Consider the following 18,480-nt stretch of genomic DNA (forward strand, 5'->3'; position numbering starts at 1 on the left):
GGGACCGCGGCACGGATGTGAACAGCAGGTGGCCATCCATCGACGGAAGCGGGGGAGGGCGGCAGCGGACCCTGCCCAGTCGAGCCATCGTCGTAGCCCGAACGGGCTACGACGCGCAACCACGGAGCGAAACGGACCGTCGGCGTTGGCCGGACGTTCATGTCGGACAGGTGGGGCGTTCCCCATCGAGCCCAAGGATCTGAGCCGTTCACCAGCCGGCGACACGTCGGGGCAGTGACGCCACGTCTGCAGTCTCTCGGGTCGTCTTGAAAGATCGTCGTGACCACCGTTCCTGCCCAGGACTCCGTCCTGCCCTCCGCCGGGGTGCGCCCGCGGCGGCTCGCCCGAAGGGCGACCGGCGCCGACCGCGTGTTCGAGGTCGGTGCTCGCACCATCGGGGCGACCGTGCTCGTCGTCACCGGCGGCATCGGTGTCTTCCTCGCCTGGCAGTCCGTGCCCACCCTGCAGCGCTACGGCTGGGGCTTCTTCACCGAGAGCGCCTGGCAGCCCGAGGCCGACGTCCTCGGCATCGGGGCGGTCCTCGTCGGCACCGTCTCCGTCGCCGGCGTCGCCATGGCCTTCGCCTTCCCGCTGGCCGTGCTGACCGCGCTCTACATCAGCGAGTACGCCCCGGCCGGGCTCAAGCCGACCCTCGTGTCGCTCGTCGACCTGATGGCCGCCGTCCCTTCGATCATCTACGGGATGTGGGGCTACTTCCTCGTCATGCCCCACGCGGCGGCGCTGAGCCTGTGGCTGCACCAGCACCTGGGCTGGATCCCGCTGTTCGCGGTCGAGGCCGACCCGCACGCCGCGGTGTGGGACCAGTCGCGCTACATCGGCAGCGCGTTCTGCGCCGGCATCGCAGTGGCGATGATGGTGCTGCCCATGTCGTGCGCTGTCATGCGGCAGGTCTTCTCGCAGACGCCGCCGGGGGAGAAGGAGGCCGCCCTCGCCCTGGGCGCCACCCGCTGGGGCATGGTCCGCTCGGTGGTCCTGCCCTTCGGTCGCGGCGGCATCATCGGCGGGACGATGCTGGGCCTCGGCCGCGCGCTCGGCGAGACCATCGCGGTCCTCCTCATCATCTCGCCCGACTTCGTGATCAAGCCGCGGATCCTCGAGGTCGGCACGAGCTCGGTCAGCGCCCTCATCGCCGGCCGCTTCGGCGACGCCAGCGCCGCCCAGCTGTCCGCACTCCTCACTGCCGGCTTCGTCCTCTTCATGATCACGCTCGTCGTCAACACGCTCGCGGCGATGATCGTCGCTCGCAGCCGCTCCGGCGCTGGGACGGACGCATGACGACGACCCAGGAGCTGCACACGACGGGCACCACCCATCTGCCGCACCGCGACCTCGACGCCCCGCCGCCGGTCCCGCGGCCGGGCCTCGGCCGCCCGACCGCGGAGGAGCAGTTCACCGTGGTCGGCGCCTGGGTGGGCGCCTTCGCGCTGTCGTGGGTCATCACCCAGCGGCTCCTGCCACTGGGCGGGGTCGCGTGGCTGCTGATCGGGTGGTTCGTCCTCGGCCTGCTGATGAGCGCGGTGACCACCTCGCTCACCGGACGCCGGGTCGACGTGGTCGACCGGGTCGTCAGCGGCATCGTCACCTCGGGCGCGCTGGTGGTGGGCGCCGCCCTCGTCAGCACCGTCGTGTTCGTGGTCTACCGCGGGTGGGAGCCCCTGCTCCACGTCAACTTCTTCGTCGACGACATGTCGGGCGTCGGTCCGCGGGACCCCTTCGACCGGGGCGGCATCGGCCACGCCATCCTCGGCTCGGTCATCGAGCTGGGCATCGCGATCGCGATCACCCTGCCGCTCGGCATCGGCACCGCGGTCTTCATGACCGAGGTCGGCGGCCGCTTCGCGGTCGTCGTACGCACGATCGTCGAGGCGATGACCGCACTGCCTTCCATCGTGGCGGGCCTCTTCGTCTACACCGTGCTCATCGTCGCGATGGGCTTCCCGCGGTCCGGCTTCGCCGCGGCGATGGCGCTGTCGGTGATGATGCTGCCGATCATCGCCCGCGCCGCCGACGTGGTGCTCCGGGTCGTCCCCGGGGGCCTGCGCGAGGCGAGCCTGGCGCTCGGAGCCAGCCGCTGGCGCACGGTGTGGCACGTCGTCCTGCCGACCGCCCGGCCAGGCCTGGCCACCGCGCTGATCCTCGGCGTCGCCCGCGGCGTCGGCGAGACGTCGCCGGTGCTGCTCACCTCCGGCGCGGCGAGCTTCCTCGTCACCAACCCGACCGACGGCGTCATGAACTCGCTGCCGCTCTACATCTTCACCGGTGCCCGCAGCCCGGAGCCGCTCATGATCGAGCGCGCCTTCGCCGCCGCCACCGTCCTGCTCGTCCTGGTGCTGGCCCTGTTCATCGTGGCCCGCCTCGTCGCCCGCCCGCCCCGCGCCGCGAAGCGCACCCCCGCTCGTACGACCCGCGCGCAGCGCGCCCCTGAGGAGTCCTGATGTCCCGACCGCTCCGTCTCGCCGCCGCACTTCTGGCGCTGAGCATGTTCGCCCTCCCAGTGCTGAGCGCCCCGGCCCAGGCCGACGACGGCTTCGGCGACGCAACCCCGCGCGCGGCGTACGCCCAGATCGAGGGCTCCGGCTCCACCTGGTCCGAGGTCATCGTCCAGCAGTGGATCTCCGACGTCGACGCGCTCGGCATGAAGGTGACCTACAACGGCGGCGGGTCGTCGCAGGGTCGCAAGAACTTCGCGCAGAACGTCACCGACTTCGGCATCTCCGAGATCCCCTACCCGGGCGTCGACGAGTTCGGCAACGCCGACAACAGCAACGGGCGCGAGTTCGCCTACCTCCCGATCGTCGCCGGTGGCACCGCCTTCACCTACCAGCTCAAGATCGGCAACGAGCTGGTCCGCAACCTGCGTCTGTCGGGAGAGACCCTCACCAAGATCTTCACCGGCCAGATCACCGACTGGTCCGACCCCGCCATCACTGCGGACAACAACGGCCGCGCCTTCCCCAAGCTCGCGATCACCCCGGTCGTCCGCTCCGACGGCTCCGGCACCACGGCGCAGCTGACGACGTGGATGGACGCGGAGTACCCCTCGATCTGGCGGCCCTACTTCGGCAAGAGCGGCTACACGTCCTACTACCCGCGCAAGGGCCGGATGCTCGCGCAGTCGGGCTCGGACCAGGTGATGAACACGATCTCCGGGTTCGCCGGCAACGGCACGATCGGCTACGTCGAGTACGCCTACCCGCTCAACAAGGACTACCCGGTCGTCAAGGTCCTCAACGACGGCGGCTACTACGTCGAGCCCACGCAGTACAACGTCGCGGTCGCGCTCACCCAGGCGCGGATCAACGAGGACAGGTCCTCGCCGATGTACCTCACGCAGATCCTCGACGGCGTCTACAACGCCCAGGACCCCCGCGCCTACCCGCTGTCCTCCTACAGCTACATGATCATCCCGACGGGCGCGAGCGACCAGCGCATGACGACCGCGAAGCGCCAGACCCTCGGCGACTTCATGTACTACTCGCTGTGCGAGGGCCAGGCCAAGGCCGGTCCCTACGGGTACTCGCCGCTCCCGCTCAACCTCGTCCAGGCGGGTTTCACGCAGCTGGCCAGGCTCAAGGCGGCCGACCCGGCCGTCGACATCGAGAACCGCGACGCGACCCGCTGCAACAACCCGACCTTCGTCGCGGGCGACCTCAAGCAGAACAAGCTCGCGCAGATCGCGCCGCAGCCGGCCGCCTGCGACAAGCAGGGCGAGGGTCCGTGCGGTACGGCGACCGGCACCGGCGAGCCGTCCACCGACGGCGAGCAGCCGACCGAGGCCGCGACCGAGGACGGCACCGCCACGGGCGACAAGAACGGGAAGAACGGCAAGGCCTCCGCGAGCGGTGAGGTGCCGGCGGCCAGTGAGGACGTCGGAGCCGTCGACCCCGCCACCACCGAGGTCGACCCCGTCACCGGCGAGGCGGTGAGCGCGGACGGCACGACTGCGGCAACCGCCGGCACCGGCGCCACCTCGGACCCGATCTACGCGACGCCGACCGAGCTCTCCGCCAGCCGCCCCGGCGACGGGCGCGCGTTCGGCGCCCTCGCCGCGCTCGAGCTGCTGGCGCTGATCCTGGTGCCGGGCCTCCTCATCGCCCGTGGCGTACGTCGTCGAGGTGGCGCGCGATGAGACTGCGCATCCTCGGGGCCGCAGCCGTCGTCTTCGCCCTGGGCCTGCCCGTGGTCGGCACGGTCGACACAGCCGGGGCCGCACCGGACGGCACCACGCCGGCGTACCCCCAGACGAAGCACCTCACCCGCTCGATCATGGTGCAGGGCCAGCAGATCGAGATCGACGCGCGCGACGTGACAGTGACGGCCGACCGCACCACCGAGCTGCGTGGTCGCGAGCGCGTCAACATCTCCTGGACCGGCGCCCACCCGACCGGCGGCAGGGCCGCGAGCCCGTTCGGGGAGAAGGGGCTCCTGCAGGAGTATCCCGTCGTGATCCTGCAGTGCCGGGGCCTCGACGACCCGAGCCTGCCGGTCGACGAGCAGCTGTCGCCGGAGACCTGCTGGACGTCCTCGCGTGCCCAGCGCACGCAGGTGGCCGACGACAGCGAGGCCGCCTGGCGCCACGACGCGTTCGCCAGCGAGGCGCAACGCGGCCAGAAGCACGGCCTCGACCCGATCCCTGCCGAGTGCAACGACGTCCCGAGCTTCTCGACGCGCATCACGCCGTTCCGCGCGGCCAACGGCACGGTCTACCCCAGCTGCACCTCCGAGACGATGCCTCCCGAGGCGGCGGTCGGCGCGGCCTTCCCGCCTGCCGAGCAGGCGGCCTTCAGCGACGCCGAGGGCAACGGGCACGCCAAGTTCGAGGTGCGCTCCGACATCGAGAACGAGTCGCTCGGCTGCTCGGACGAGGTCGCCTGCTCGATCGTCGTGATCCCCATCGAGGGCATCAGCTGCCTCGACGAGGACCCGGCCTGCTCCCGCGGGGGCCAGTTCGAGGCCGGCTCCAACAACTTCTCCAACCAGGGCGTGGACCTCACCGCGTCCCCGATGCTCTGGTGGTCGGAGTCCAACTGGCGCAACCGGTTCTCGATCCCGATCACGTTCGGCCTCCCGCCGGACGCCTGCACCGTCCTCGACGACCGCGCGCCGACCGGCTTCTACGGCTCCGAGCTCATGTCGCAAGCCACGCTCCAGTGGTCGCCGGCCTTCTGCCTGGACAAGGAGCGCTTCAAGTTCCAGCACAACAAGATGGCCGACGCGGCCGGCTTCACCCTCGCCGAGAACGGCGGTGGCGCCGCGGCGTTCGTCTCGAGCAAGCACGAGGCCAAGGGCACCGACCCGATGGCCTATGCGCCCACGGCCGTGACCGGATTCTCCATCGGTTACGTGATCGACCGGCCCGGCAACGCGGGGGAGTACACCGACCTCAAGCTCAACGCGCGGCTCATCGCCAAGCTGATGACCCAGTCCTACCTCGGCAGCGAGCTCGGTCGAGGGCATCCGGGCATGAGCGCCAACCCCGTGGGCATCAACCTCGACCCGGAGTTCCAGGCCCTCAACCCGGGACTGGACACGATCACGCGCGAGGCCGCGGCGACCCTGCTGTCGCTCTCGGAGTCCAGCGACGTCATCCAGTCCCTCACCGAGTACATCGCCCAGGACCGGGCCGCGATGGACTTCGTCGACGGCAAGCCCGATCCCTGGGGCATGCGGGTCAACCCGAGCTACGAGAAGATCGAGCTCCCGACGCCCGAGTGGCCGCTGCTCGACAACTACGTCCCGGCGACCAACGACGAGTGCCGCCAGCAGAACCCGACGCCGTACTTCACGCAGCTCGCGGCCCCGGTCAACTCCATCCGCAAGATCGCCGAGGCGATCCTCGATGCCTGGCCCAACGTCCAGACCCGCTGTGAGCGCTCTGCGGTCACCGACCCGTGGAAGATCGGTCGCGTCGACCGTCAGGGTGTCGGCACCCGCTTCATGTTCGGTCTTGTCAGCATCGGCGACGCCGAGCGGCTCGGTCTCGACCAGGCCAGCCTGGCGACCAGGAACGGCTACGCCTCGCCGACCACCGCGGGCCTGAGCAGGGCGCTCCGCCTCGCCGAGCCGAGCAAGGGCGGCGACGAGCCCTTCGCCCTCGACATGGCGCAGCTGGTCAGGAACGACGCCTATCCCGGCACGATGGTCGTCTACACCGCCGCTCGTACGGCGAACCTGCCGCAGGAGCAGGCCGACCAGGTCGCGCAGTTCATCGAGGTCGCGACCAGCGAGGGCCAGGAGGAGGGCTACGGCAACGGCGAGCTGCCGCCGGGCTACCTCCCGCTGCGCAGGAGCGGCGTCACCGCGCCGTTGTGGAGGCAGGCGCAGTCCGTGGCCGCCGCGATCGCTGAGCAGTCCGGCGCGACCGAGGAGCCCACCGACGGCGCCAGCGAGGGCGACGGCACGACGGGGAGCGACGTGGGCACCGACGTCGGCACCGCCGGGCCCGGAAGCGTCACCGCCGTCGGTGAGGCTCCGACCGCCGACGACGGCACGGGCAAGAGTCCCGGCAAGGGCGCGGGCCGGGGGAAGGGCAGCACCGGTGAGGACGAGACCGACACCGAGCAGGAGCCCGTGGCCATGCCGCCGACGACCGAGGTCGCCTCGCCCGTCGCTCAGCGCGTGCTGCCGCTGCTCCTGGTGATCACGCTGGCCAGCGCGATCGCCGCCAACCTCGTACGGCTGCGCCACCTGCGCGGGAGGCGGGCATGACCATGACGACCCAGCGCCCGGCGGCACCGACCGCCCACGCGTCCGCACCCGCGCCTGCCCGGCGTCGGCCCTGGCGACCCGCCCCGCGGCGTACGCGGTCCGCTCGCCGCCCGGTCGCGCCGGCCCCGGCCGATGACATGTGGTCGGTGATCTCGACGACCTCGCTCATGTGCTGCCTCGTGGCCGGCTGGATGGTCGCGCAGATGCTCTACCTCGGTGGCCTGTCGCAGGACCGCGCCCAGGACGCGCTCTACGAGCAGTTCCGCGGCGAGCTCGCTGCGGCGACCGCTCCGATCGGGCCGGTGGTCGAGGTCGGCGCCCCTGTCGCGACGCTCTCGATCCCGCACATCGGCCTGGAGCAGGTGGTGGTCGAGGGCACAGCGTCGGGCGACCTCCTCGTCGGGCCCGGACACCTGCGCAACACCGTGCTGCCCGGCCAGCGCGGCACGTCGGCGGTCTTCGGTCGTGCCACCACGTACGGCGCCCCGTTCGCCCGCATCGGCGAGCTCGATCCCGGCGACCAGGTCAACGTCACGACTGCCCAGGGCTCGACGCGGTTCCGGGTGATCGGCGTACGCCGTGCCGGGGACCCCCTGCCGCAGCCACGCCCCGACGACGCCGCCCGGCTGGTCCTGGTGAGCGGCGAGGCGAGCGGCTCGCGCCTGCCCGCGCTGTCGCCGGGGCGGGTCGTCTACGTGGACGCCGAGGCCGACAAGTCCTTCGTCACTCCCGCGGGCCTGCCCCGCGTGGTCCCTGAACCGGAGCAGGCGATGGGCACCGAGTCCGGAGCGGTCATGCCGCTGCTGACCCTGTGCCTGGGGTTGCTCCTGGCGTTGACGCTCGGCGTCATCGCCGCCCGGCAGCGGTTCTCCGCCGCCCTGGTCTGGGTCGTCACGACACCCGTCGTGATCGCCGTCGCCTGGCTCACCACTGACGTGGTCATGCGGCTGCTGCCCAACCTGATGTAACCGAAGCGACCTGCTCCACCCGTCAAGGAACCACCCAACGGAACCACCCGAGACAAGGAAACCAGAATGTCTGTTCGCAGGCTCCTCGCGGGCGTGGCCACCACGTCCATCATGGCCACGGCGCTCGCCGTCGCCGCTCCGGCCCAGGCCGACCCGGCCTTCATCCCCGATGCCGACGACATCGTCGGCGTCGGCTCGGACACCACGATGTACGCCGTCACCTACCTCGCCGACGGGCACGCCGGTGTCGCGGGCTACAACGCCGGCAACCCCGCCCAGCGCCTGGCGTCGTTCGACGCCCGGACCTTCGACGCCAGTGGTACGCAGACCAACTCCGCCAACGTCACCCTGCGTGCCGGCTCGGCCCCGATCGTGCGCCCCAACGGCTCCGGTGGTGGCAAGAGCCTGCTCTACGGCGCCGGCAACAACCCGGACGTGAGCTTCGCCCGCTCGTCCTCGGGCAACAACGCCAACGAGACCGCCGCGAACCTGCAGGCCTTCCCGTTCGCCAAGGACACGCTGGCCGTCGCCACGGCCCAGACGTCCAACGCCCCGGCGTCCCTCACGCCTGCGCAGATCGTCGGCATCTACGAGGGCTCCATCACCAACTGGAGCGCGGTCGGTGGCGCTGCGGGCGTGATCAAGCCCCTCGCCCCGCAGACCAGCTCGGGCACCGGGGACTTCTTCAAGAAGGAGCTGGACAAGATCAAGGGCGGCACCGTCACCTACGGTCCGTCCGTCACGTTCGTGCAGGAGCACGACGACTCCCCGATCAAGGCCGACCCCAATGCGATCGCCCCGTTCTCCGTGGGCCGCGCCGGTCTGCTCGGCACCCTGCGCATCGAAAGTGGATGGCAGGTCGGCCGTGCGCTCTACAACGTGGTGCGCCAGGCCGACGCCGGTAGCGCGTGGGCCCAGGGCCTCTTCGGCCCCAACGGCTTCGTGTGCTCGCCCGCCGCGACCTCGCTGATCCTCGACGCCGGCTTCGAGCAGCTCCTCTCCTCGTCTCAGGGCGGCAAGTGCGGCGTGGCCACCACGACCGCGACCGCCGCGAGCGACCTGCTCACCGCCAAGGTGAACACCACCACCGCCGTCACCGGCACCTCCGCGAGCGCCGGCGCCCTCTCGCTCACCGCCACCATCGGCGGCGGCGGCACGCTCAAGCCGCAGGGCGTCGTGTCGTTCGCGGTCGACGGTGTCACCAAGGGCAACGGCGTCGTCACCGGTGGCAAGGCCACGCTGAACCTGACCGGCCTGAGCGCGGGCGCGCACAAGGTCAAGGCGACGTTCGTCCCGACGGGTGCGGCCTTCAACGGCTCCGCGTCGCCCGACGTCGACGTCACCGTCAAGGCGGCCGACACCGTCGTCCCGGCGCCCGCCAAGGCCACCACCGCGCTCGCTGAGACCTTCAAGGCGAAGTACGTCAAGGGCGCTGTCATCAAGGGCAAGGTGAAGGTCAAGGAGTCCGCGACCGGCGCCGCCACGGGCAAGGTCGTCATCAAGCTCGGCAAGAAGATCGTAGGCAAGGGCACGGCCAAGAACGGCGTGGCCGTCATCAAGCTCACCAAGCCCCTCAAGACGGGCAAGAACAAGCTCGTCGCCCAGTACGCCGGCAGCTCGGCGTTCGCCGCCTCGAAGCTCAGGTTCGTCATCACCATCAAGGGCTGACCCAGCCCGATCGAGCTGGGGCGGGCGGCGCGCTGACACCCGCCCGCCCCCACCTCGTACCCCCGCCGTCGTCACCCCGTCCTCGCCAGAAGCCGAAGAAGAGCCGCCATGACCCAGTCCACGATGCCTGCACCCGCCCCGTCGTACGACCTGCAGGGCACCGGCCCCGCCGCCCTCGAGGCGCGTGACATCACCGCCTGGTTCGGCAGCCACCAGGTCCTCGACCGGGTCTCGCTGACCATGCCGGCCTCCGGGATCACCGCCCTGATCGGGCCGTCCGGCTGTGGCAAGTCGACGTTCCTGAGGATCCTCAACCGGATGCACGAGCTGGTGCCCTCCGCGGCCCTGGCAGGCGAGGTGCTGTTGGACGGCGAGGACATCTACGACCCCCAGCGCAAGCTCACCGACGCCCGCCGCGCGATCGGCATGGTCTTCCAGAAGCCCAACCCGTTCCCGGCGATGTCGATCCGCGAGAACGTCATCGCCGGCCTGCGACTGACCGGCACCCGCGTGGGCAAGGCCGAGAAGGAGCAGCTCGTCGAGGAGTGCCTGGTCCGCGGAGGCCTCTGGAAGGAGGTCAAGGACCGGCTCGACAGCCCCGGTGGCGGCCTGTCCGGAGGTCAGCAACAGCGCCTCTGCATCGCTCGTTCGCTGGCGATCAAGCCGCGGGTGCTGCTGATGGACGAGCCGTGCTCCGCACTCGACCCGACCTCGACCCGGGTGATCGAGGAGACGATGAAGGACCTCGCGCAACAGGTCACGATCGTCATCGTCACCCACAACATGCAGCAGGCGGCCCGGGTCTCGGACACCTGTGCCTTCTTCCTTGCGTCGCAGGGCACGCCCGGCGTCATCGTCGAGCACGGTGACACAGAAGCCATGTTCACCAGCCCGCAGGACCAGCGCACCAGCGACTACGTCAACGGCCGCTTCGGCTAGCGCACCGGCCGCCGGGGCCGCCCGCAGCCTCGCCTCAGTCGAACTGCCTCAGGCGTAGGTCGACGCCGTCTCCACCAGGACGTCGTGGAGCGCCAGCTCCGCGGCGCTCCGCACGCGGCCGGAGCGGTGCGCGACCAGGATCCTTCGGGACGGCGCACTGGCGCCCAACGAGATCACGCGTACGTCCGGGTGCTGGTTGACGGTCGCAGTGCGGGGTGCGAGGGCGATCCCCAGGCCGACGCTGACCATGGCCTGCGCTTCCTGGTAGTCGTTGGCCTGGAAGGCGATGGTGGGGGAGAAGCCGGCGGCGACGGCGCTGCGTTCCAGCACCTCGACCACAGGATGCCCTCCGGCCCTGATGATCCAGGGCTCGTCGGCCAGGTCCGCCAGGTTGACCGTCCTCCGACGCGCCAAGCGGTGGGTGGAACCCACCAGGAGCACAGTCGGATCGGTGAAGAGAGTGGTCAGCACCAGCTCCTCGCCCTCCACCCGGTCCCACTCGTAGTCCCAGAGGAACGACATGGCGACCTGGCCTTCCTCGAGCATGCGCACCAGGTGCGCCTCTCGACCACTGCTGATCGTGAGCGTGATGTTCGGGTAGAGCTCGCGGTAGCGGCGTACGGCGAGCGGAAGGAACGAGCTGCCGACGGTGGGGAAGGTTCCCAACGTGACGCTCCCGCGCCGGACACCTGCGACGTCCTGGAGGTCTGCTTCAGCGGCCGCCAGCTGTCGCACCACCTTCCTGGCGTGGGTGGCGAGCACGAGCCCTGCGTCCGTCGGCGTCATGCCCCGCGCGTGCCGGTCGAGCAGCGGCTGGCCGGCTTCGCGCTCCAGGCGCAACAGCTGCTGGGAGATGGCTGACGGCGTGTATCCCAGTGCGCTGGCCGCACCGGTGACCGATCCTTCCTCCACGATGGCCAACAGGACCTGAAGTCTCTTCACGTCGAGCACATGGCCCAGTGTGCATGAAGCAGTGCTTCATGGCCATGCAGTGAGGTCCATCACCGCTTGAAGCGGCAGGGAACTGCCGAAGGTGGGTCGTCCAAGCGGCCACCATGAAGTGATGCTTCACAGGACTGTTCAAACTGGCGATTGTGCTACACGTCACTGGAGCGCAACCTGTGTGGGTCCGGAGTGGCCGGACGCTCACACCAGGAGGCCCGATGCGCGAGATCGACGCGACGTGGATGCGGGGAGGCACCAGCAAGTGCTGGGTCTTCCGGCGCGACGACCTGAAGGTCCCTGACCTCTCCGTCGACGAAGTGTTGCTGCGCCTCTACGGCAGCCCGGACCACAGGCAGGTGGACGGTGTCGGGGGTGGGACGTCGACGACCAGCAAGGCGGTGATCCTGGCTGCGTCGACCGACCCGGACGTGGACGTGGAGTACACGTTCGCCCAGATCGGGATCGAGGAGGCGAAGGTCGACTGGGGCAGCAACTGTGGCAACTGTTCCGCTGTGGTGGCCTCCTTCGCGATCCGCGAGGGCTGGGTCGACCCGGGCGCGGACGAGACCTCGGTCCGGGTCTTCAACACCAACACCAACCAGCTCATCGTCCAGAGCGTCCCGACCCCGGGCGGTCACCTCGACGAGGGGGCCACCGAGCACATCCCGGGCGTCCCCTTCCCGGGCGCTCCCGTGCGGATGGGATTCGTCGACCCCGCCGGCCGAAGCACCGGGCAGCTCTTCCCGTCGGGCCGCCGGCGTGACCGGCTCTCCGACGCCGTCGGCGGCGTGACCGTGACCCTCGTCGACGCAGGCGCGCCCGTCGTCGCCGTACGTGCGTCGGACGTGGGGGTCCGGGGCGACGAGGACACGGCCGTGCTCGATGCGATGCCGGGACTGCTCGCGCGCCTCGACGCCGTACGCCGGGAGGCCGGCGTGCTGATGGGCCTGGCCGCGACGCCGGAGGAGGTGGCTCGGGCCGTGCCCAAGCTGGCGCTCGTCTCCGACGCCCCGTCGGACCGGGGTCAGGAGACCGACCTGAGCGTCCGGATGCTGTCGATGGGTCGCTTCCACCCCGCAGTCCCCGTCACCGGGTCGGTCGCGCTCACGCTCGCAGCGGGCGTTGCCGGGACCGTGGTGCACGACCTGGTCGCCCCTGACGGGCCGGTCGAGGGCCTGCGACTCGCGACCCCGGCCGGGTGTGTGACGACCTTCGTGGAGGACCACGACGGCGTCCCGGTCGTCGGGGTCGTCCGCACCTACCGCCGCCTGGCGAGCGGGACCGTGCTGCTGCCCGACCCGCCGCTCCTGCCCTCGGCTTCTGCGTGACCACCCGAAACCTTGACATGACGGGCCTCGAAGAGGCTCGCTTCACCTGGAGGAACTCATGACCCAGCACGTCGAAGAGAAGGACGTGGCGGCCAACAGCGACGGAGGCCACGTGCCCACGCAGGAGCCCCAGGACCCACCGGACCGCGCCGCGCCCAGCCCGCGGCTGGCCGCCGCGGTGGTGGCGGGGTTCACTGCTCTCGCGGTCGGCGTCTCCGTCCTCGGCGGTGACCTGCTCAACCCGGCGGCGTCCACGACGGACGGCGACTACTCCGGTGAGACCGTGGAGATGATGATCCCGCTCGCCGAGGGTGGCGGCACGGACACGTGGGCACGGTTCGTCGCGACCGAGCTCACCCACGAGGTGCCCGGCTCGCCCGGGCTCGCTCCGGTCAACGACGACGGCGGCGAGGGAATCCTCGGCACCAACCACTTCATGAGCTCGGCCCGCACCGACGGCACGGAGGTCCTGGTGAGCACCGCGTCCACCGTGGTGCCATACCTCCTCGACATGCCGGCCGTGCGCTACGACTTCGCCGACCTGCGCCCGATCCTGGCCAACGGCACCGGCGCAGTGGTCTACGCCCGGGCCGCAGCCGGCGTGAAGGACGTGGCTGACCTCGTCGACCGGGACAAGCCGCTGGTCTTCGGCGGCATCGCAGCGACCAGCCTCGACCTCACCACCCTCCTGGCCTTCGACATGCTCTCCGCTGACGTGAAGTCGACCTTCGGCTTCGAGGGCCGCGGGCCGGTCAACCTGGCGCTGCAGCGCGGCGAGGTCGACATCGACTACCAGACCACCCCGTCCTACGGACCCGCTGTCGAGCCGCTGGTCGAGGACGGCACCGCGGTGCCGCTCTTCTCCCTCGGCCAGGTCGACGAGTCGGGCGAGGTCGTGCGCGACCCCAACTTCCCCGACCTGCCCACCGTCGTCGAGGTCTACCAGGAGCTCTACGGAGAGCAGCCCGACGCCGACGCGCTGGAGACCTACCGCGCGATCCTCGCGTTGACCTACACCTACCAGAAGGCGCTCTGGGTGCCCGAGGACACTCCCGACGAGGCGCTCGAGCTGCTCCGCTCGACCGCCGAGGACATGGGTGAGGACCCGGAGTTCGAGAAGGCCGCTGCCGAGGTCCTGGGCGGCTACCCGATCGACGCCTCTCCCGACCTGGCCGAACGCATCGGCGAGGCCTACCGCGTGGACGACTCCGTCCGCGAGGACGTCCTCGACCTGCTCGAGACCGACTACGACATCACGATCGACTGAGGAAGCCACCATGACCGACGCAGCCTTTTCTGCACTGGCCTCCCTGGCCGACCCCTCGCTCCTGCTCATGCTCGGCGTCGGCGTCGTCGCCGGCCTCGTCATCGGGCTCATCCCCGGCCTCGGCGGCACCGGCGCCGTGGCGATCCTGCTCCCGGTCACCTTCGGGATGGACCCCGAGCCGGCGCTCGCGATGCTCATCGGCGCCCTCGCCGTCGTGCACACCTCCGACACGGTCGCGGCCGTCCTGCTGGGAGCACCCGGCTCGGCGTCCGCGAGCGTCACGATGCTCGACGGCTACTCGATGGCCCGGCAGGGGCAGGCCAAGCGCGCCCTCTCGCTGGCCTTCCTCTCCTCCATGGCCGGCGGCCTGATCGGCGCCGTCGGCCTCACGTTGGCGATCCCGCTCGCGCGGCCGCTCGTGCTGTCGTTCGGCAGCCCCGAGCTCTTCATGCTGACCATCCTCGGCGTCTCGCTGGCAGCGGTGCTGTCCCGGGGCAACGTCGTCAAGGGCCTCACCGCCGGCTTCCTCGGCCTGCTGCTGGGCCTGGTGGGCACCTCGCCGACGACCGCGGAGGAGCGTTTCTCCTTCGGCTCCCTCTTCCTCAGCGACGGGGTGTCGCTGGTCGCGGTCGCGCTCGGCATCTTCGGCCTCGCGGAGATCGCCAGCCGCGTCGGCCAGCGCCGCGTCGCCGAGCAGCCCGTGGAGCTCACCGGCGGCTGGGGCTCCGGCATCCGTGAGTGGCTCACCCACTGGACCCACGTCGTCCGCGGCGCCCTGATCGGGATCTGGGCCGGCGTGCTGCCGGGCGTCGGCGCCACCGCCGGCACCTGGCTGGCGTACGGCCAGGCGGTCGCGACCGCCAAGGACAAGCGCAAGTTCGGCAAGGGCGACCCGCGCGGCATCGTCGGTCCCGAGAGCGCCAACAACTCGGTCGAGGCCGGCGACCTCATCCCGACCTTCCTCTTCGGGATCCCCGGCGGCGTGCCGTCCGCGATGCTCCTCGGGATGCTGCTCACGTACGGCATCCAGCCGGGCCCGGCGATCGTCACCGATCACCTCGACCTGATGTACCTCATCGTCTGGGCCTTCGCCATCGCCTCCGTGGCCGGCGCGTTCCTCTGCTTCCTCGCCACCGGCACGCTCGCGAAGCTCACCCGCGTGCCCTTCGCGGTGCTGGGCCCCGGCCTGCTCGTGATCATGCTGCTCGGTGCGTTCCAGGAGGGTGGCCAGGTCGGCGACCTGTGGGTGATGGTCCTGCTCGGCGTCATCGGCTTCGTCCTCAAGGCCACGGGCATGCCTCGCGCGCCGTTCCTGATCGGTTTCGTGCTGGCGATCCCGATGGAGCGCTACTACTACCTGACCGCCAGCCTCTACGACGGCGCGTCGTGGATGCTGCGCCCCGGCGTGCTGGTGTTCGCCGCCGTGCTCGTCGTCCCGGTGCTGTGGTCGCTGCTGAAGAAGCTGCGCGGCACCTCGGGCCAGGCCGACGACGGCCACCGCGACGAGCACGAGGGTCCCGACGTCGACGTCGACGACCTCGAGGGCTCGATGGCGGGGACCACCTGGTCGGCCGCCCTCGCGGTGGCCGCGGTCGGCGTCTTCGCCGGCGCGCTGTGGGTCAGCGGGTCGTTCTCCGACGAGGCCCGGCTGATGCCGCGACTGGTCGCCACATGTGGTCTGCTCGCCGCCCTCGTGCTGGTGTGGCAGGAGGTCAAGGTCCGGCGGACCGCGGCCGGGCGGCACGTCCCGGAGCCCTCCGACGAGCCGGTCGGCACCGGCGGGTCGACCTTGCTCGCCACCCGCGTCGAGCCGGCCGTCGACCAGAAGGCCTTGGTCCGCGCCCACGACCTCCGCATCGCCGCGCGCACCTTCACCGCGATGGCCGCGTTCCTGGTGCTGGTGATGCTGGGCGGCTACCTGGCCGCGACGCTCGTCTTCACCCCGGCGTTCCTGCTGTACGCCGCACGCGCCCGGCTCCGCACGACCATCGTCTACACCGTCGTGCTGGGACTCGTCCTGCTGTCGCTGCCGTCGCTGCTGCCGGTCGACCTGCCCATGGGGCTGCTCCAGTGACCGCCCGCCGGCACCCGACCACCACCCACCTTCTCCGAGAGGAACGCCCATGACCGTCGTGGTCGCCTATGCCGACACCCCGCCCGGGCACGCAGCCGTGGACGCAGCGGTCGCGGAGTCCGCCCGCGATCAGGAGACGGTGGTGCTGGTGCCCGCGGTCCGGGGGGAGGCGCCGCCCGAGGTCGCTGACCTCGAGCGCCGCTGGCCGGCCGCGGCCGGGCGGCTCGAGGTCGAGCGCGGCGACCTGGGCGACCCCAGCGACGCCGTCGTCCAGGTGGCGCAGCGCCTCGACGCCCGGCTCGTCGTCCTCGGCCTGCGGGCCCGTACGCCGGTCGGCAAGCTCGTGTTCGGCAGCACCGCGCAACGCATCCTGCTGGACGCGACGTGCCCGGTGCTGGCGGTGAAACCTGTCGCCGACCGGGTCAGCCCTCGCCCGCGATGAGGTAGCCGTCGCCCTGCTTCTGCAGCTGGAGCCGCCCCTGCTGGGTGGTGGTCCTCCCGGAGGTGGTGGCGTAGTCGATCGTGTAGGTCACCGTCATCGTCCGGGGGTCGGCCGCGACGTCGTACGCCCTCGCCGAGATGATCGTGCTCCAGAACCCGGAGTAGCCGTCGAAGCCCCCGCTCTGGGCCTGGAACTCCGGCGAGAGCATGGCGAAGGTCGACTCGGGGTCGGAGGTGACCTGCGAGAAGTAGTCCTGGACGAAGGCCCGCATGGAGGCGCGGGTGCCGGCGCGGCTCGGCTCGGGACTCGGCTCCGTCCCAGGCGGGTCGGTCGTCGGCTCCTCGGAGGCGGTCGGCTCCTCGGAGGCGCTGGGCTCCTGGCCCTGCGTCTCGCCGGACGTCTCCGCCGCGGGCTCCGAGCCGGGGTCGTCCTCCGGCCACAGGAGCCACGCGCCCACCCCGGCCAGCAGCAGGAGGGCCAGTGCCGCGGCCACCCAGCCGACGCGCGGGCTCCGTGAGCGGGTCGGGCCCGGGACCGGTGCTGGGACGGGAGTCGGGCTCGGGGTCGGGGTCGGGGTCGGGGGCTCCACGTCCTGGGTGCCCATGGCCACGGTCGCGTCCGCGGCCGTGTGGTCGGCCTCCGAGGTCGCCGTGCCGGACTCGCCCCGGGCGATGCGCTGCAGCTCGTCGCGCACCTCGACCACCGGCCAGCGCTCGTGCGGGTCCTTGGTCAGCATCCCCGCCAGCAGCTCGGCCAGCGGGTGGCCGTCGGGCAGCCGCGGCGGTTCGTCGTGGACGATCTTGTAGAGGCCGCCGAGCACGTTCTGGCCCATCGTGTACGGCGCTCGGCCGACGACGGCGTGGAAGAGGGTCGCGCCCAGCGACCACACGTCGCTGGCCGCGGTCGCGGGCCCCCCGGACGCCACCTCCGGCGCGAGGTAGGCGGGCGAGCCGGTGACGAGCCCGGTCCTCGTCAGTGCAGCGTCGTCGGCCGACCGGGCGATGCCGAAGTCGCCCAGCTTCACGCGATCGGCGTCGTCGACCATGATGTTGCTGGGCTTGACGTCCCGGTGCACGATCCCGGCCCGGTTCGCCTCCACGAGCCCGTCCGCGGCCTGCGCGACGATGCCGGCGGCGCGCCTGGGCGCGAGAGGCCCCTCCGTCGCGACCAGCTCGGCGAGCGTGCGCCCCTCGACGAGCTCCATGACGAGCCAGTAGCAGTCGTCGTCCTTGACGAGGTCGAGGATCGACACCACGTGGGGGTGGTTGATGCCGGCCGCCAGACGCGCCTCCCGCTGGGCGCGGGCGACGTCGTCCTCCGTGGTGCCCGGCAGCAGCCCCATGCGCTTGATGGCGACCGACCGACCCAGCACCTCGTCGTGCGCGAGGTGGACGACGCCGGCACCTCCGCGTCCGATCTCGCGCTCGAGCGTGTACCTGCCTGCAATCACGTGTGAGACGCCCCTTCCGTGGCTTCGCTTCAGGTAAGCACGTCGAGGGCGATCCCCGCACACCCGTGGGGACCAGACGCTCGCCCGGCGCGCGACGGACCTTCGGCCCTGTCGCCATCCCGGCGCCGCCGCGAGCATGGGGTCATGGAGAGGCGCGGGACGAGTCATGGCTGACCGCGGAGGGGCTGCTGCCGGCGGCGGGGCGATCTACGGGCTGGGGATCTTCGGGGCCCTGGTCTACTTCTGGATGGCCGCCGACGGCTTCTGGGAGCACGCGTACGCCGTCTTCCAGGGCCTGTTCTGGCCGGCCTACCTCGTCTACGAGGCCTTCCAGGCGCTCCGGGGCTGAGCCGGCCGGCGCCCGAACACCTGAGAGGAAGGTGGAAGACCATGCACACGAGGACGTGGCACGTGGACGTCAACCTCTACGAGAAGGACGGGCGCACCCGGGCCGAGGCGGTCCTGCGCACCGATGCCGGCACCGAGCTGCGGCACGTCGGTGAGGCCCGCAAGAACCCACGCGACCGGGACGTGCCGGAGATCGGCGACGAGCTCGCCACCTGCCGCGCCCTGGCCGGGCTCGCGCACGACCTGCTCGACGCGACCGTGGGCGACGTGGAGGACAACGACCCCTCGCCGGGCGAGGCGCACATCCGGATGGACTGACCGG

Annotated in this window: 15 protein-coding genes; 13 read left to right on the plus strand and 2 right to left on the minus strand. The window is 71.3% G+C overall.

What is annotated here, in order from left to right:
- The first annotated feature begins 279 nt into the window (after positions 1–279).
- The 7 genes from pstC to ACS3YM_RS05485 all read left to right on the plus strand — a co-directional run bounded on the left by pstC (position 280) and on the right by ACS3YM_RS05485 (position 10,304).
- On the plus strand, positions 280–1,296 hold the full coding sequence (gene pstC, locus ACS3YM_RS05455) for a phosphate ABC transporter permease subunit PstC (RefSeq protein ID WP_439939064.1): 1,017 nt from the start codon (positions 280–282) through the stop codon (positions 1,294–1,296).
- Complete coding sequence (gene pstA, locus ACS3YM_RS05460; RefSeq protein ID WP_439939065.1) at positions 1,293–2,456, plus strand: phosphate ABC transporter permease PstA; 1,164 nt, start codon at positions 1,293–1,295, stop codon at positions 2,454–2,456. The genes pstC and pstA overlap by 4 nt, the downstream gene beginning before the upstream one ends.
- On the plus strand, positions 2,456–4,150 hold the full coding sequence (locus tag ACS3YM_RS05465) for a substrate-binding domain-containing protein (RefSeq protein ID WP_439939066.1): 1,695 nt from the start codon (positions 2,456–2,458) through the stop codon (positions 4,148–4,150). Before pstA ends, ACS3YM_RS05465 begins: the two co-directional genes overlap by 1 nt.
- Complete coding sequence (locus ACS3YM_RS05470) at positions 4,147–6,729, plus strand: hypothetical protein (protein WP_439939067.1); 2,583 nt, start codon at positions 4,147–4,149, stop codon at positions 6,727–6,729. Before ACS3YM_RS05465 ends, ACS3YM_RS05470 begins: the two co-directional genes overlap by 4 nt.
- Positions 6,726–7,697 carry a sortase gene (locus ACS3YM_RS05475; RefSeq protein WP_439939068.1) on the plus strand — a complete coding sequence of 324 codons (972 nt, stop codon included), beginning with the start codon at positions 6,726–6,728 and terminating at the stop codon, positions 7,695–7,697. The genes ACS3YM_RS05470 and ACS3YM_RS05475 overlap by 4 nt, the downstream gene beginning before the upstream one ends.
- 66 nt (positions 7,698–7,763) lie before the next feature.
- The gene (locus tag ACS3YM_RS05480; RefSeq protein WP_439939069.1) at positions 7,764–9,365 is read left to right on the plus strand and encodes an Ig-like domain repeat protein; all 1,602 of its coding nucleotides are present in this window, start codon (positions 7,764–7,766) and stop codon (positions 9,363–9,365) included.
- 123 nt (positions 9,366–9,488) lie between these two features.
- Positions 9,489–10,304 carry a phosphate ABC transporter ATP-binding protein gene (locus ACS3YM_RS05485; protein ID WP_439939838.1) on the plus strand — a complete coding sequence of 272 codons (816 nt, stop codon included), beginning with the start codon at positions 9,489–9,491 and terminating at the stop codon, positions 10,302–10,304.
- Positions 10,305–10,352: 48 nt separating this feature from the next.
- On the opposite strand, the gene ACS3YM_RS05490 is transcribed toward ACS3YM_RS05485, so the two are convergent.
- Positions 10,353–11,246, minus strand: a complete 894-nt coding sequence (locus ACS3YM_RS05490; RefSeq protein WP_439939070.1) for a LysR family transcriptional regulator — start codon at positions 11,244–11,246, stop codon at positions 10,353–10,355.
- Between the two features lie 221 nt (positions 11,247–11,467).
- Here ACS3YM_RS05490 and ACS3YM_RS05495 point away from each other — a divergent pair, with 221 nt between their 5' ends.
- From ACS3YM_RS05495 to ACS3YM_RS05510, 4 genes are read left to right on the plus strand one after another with little or no spacing between them, the layout of a single operon-like run.
- Positions 11,468–12,577, plus strand: coding sequence for a PrpF domain-containing protein (locus ACS3YM_RS05495; protein WP_439939071.1), 1,110 nt, complete (start codon positions 11,468–11,470; stop codon positions 12,575–12,577).
- Positions 12,578–12,635: 58 nt separating this feature from the next.
- Positions 12,636–13,844, plus strand: a complete 1,209-nt coding sequence (locus tag ACS3YM_RS05500) for a Bug family tripartite tricarboxylate transporter substrate binding protein (RefSeq protein ID WP_439939072.1) — start codon at positions 12,636–12,638, stop codon at positions 13,842–13,844.
- Positions 13,845–13,854: 10 nt separating this feature from the next.
- Entirely contained in the window at positions 13,855–15,918 is a 2,064-nt protein-coding gene (locus tag ACS3YM_RS05505) for a tripartite tricarboxylate transporter permease (protein ID WP_439939073.1), read from the plus strand.
- 49 nt (positions 15,919–15,967) lie between these two features.
- Complete coding sequence (locus ACS3YM_RS05510) at positions 15,968–16,360, plus strand: universal stress protein (protein WP_439939074.1); 393 nt, start codon at positions 15,968–15,970, stop codon at positions 16,358–16,360.
- Here the strand turns inward: ACS3YM_RS05510 and ACS3YM_RS05515 are convergent.
- Positions 16,341–17,810, minus strand: coding sequence for a serine/threonine-protein kinase (locus ACS3YM_RS05515; protein WP_439939075.1), 1,470 nt, complete (start codon positions 17,808–17,810; stop codon positions 16,341–16,343). The genes ACS3YM_RS05510 and ACS3YM_RS05515 overlap by 20 nt on opposite strands.
- A gap of 166 nt (positions 17,811–17,976) precedes the next feature.
- Between ACS3YM_RS05515 and ACS3YM_RS05520 the strand changes: the two genes are divergently transcribed.
- On the plus strand, positions 17,977–18,159 hold the full coding sequence (locus tag ACS3YM_RS05520; protein WP_439939076.1) for a hypothetical protein: 183 nt from the start codon (positions 17,977–17,979) through the stop codon (positions 18,157–18,159).
- A 41-nt stretch (positions 18,160–18,200) separates the two neighbouring features.
- On the plus strand, positions 18,201–18,476 hold the full coding sequence (locus ACS3YM_RS05525; protein ID WP_439939077.1) for a DUF1876 domain-containing protein: 276 nt from the start codon (positions 18,201–18,203) through the stop codon (positions 18,474–18,476).
- The last annotated feature ends 4 nt before the right edge of the window (positions 18,477–18,480 follow it).

This window comes from Nocardioides sp. N13(2025), from assembly GCF_051912545.1.
In the GTDB taxonomy this organism is placed as follows: domain Bacteria; phylum Actinomycetota; class Actinomycetes; order Propionibacteriales; family Nocardioidaceae; genus Nocardioides.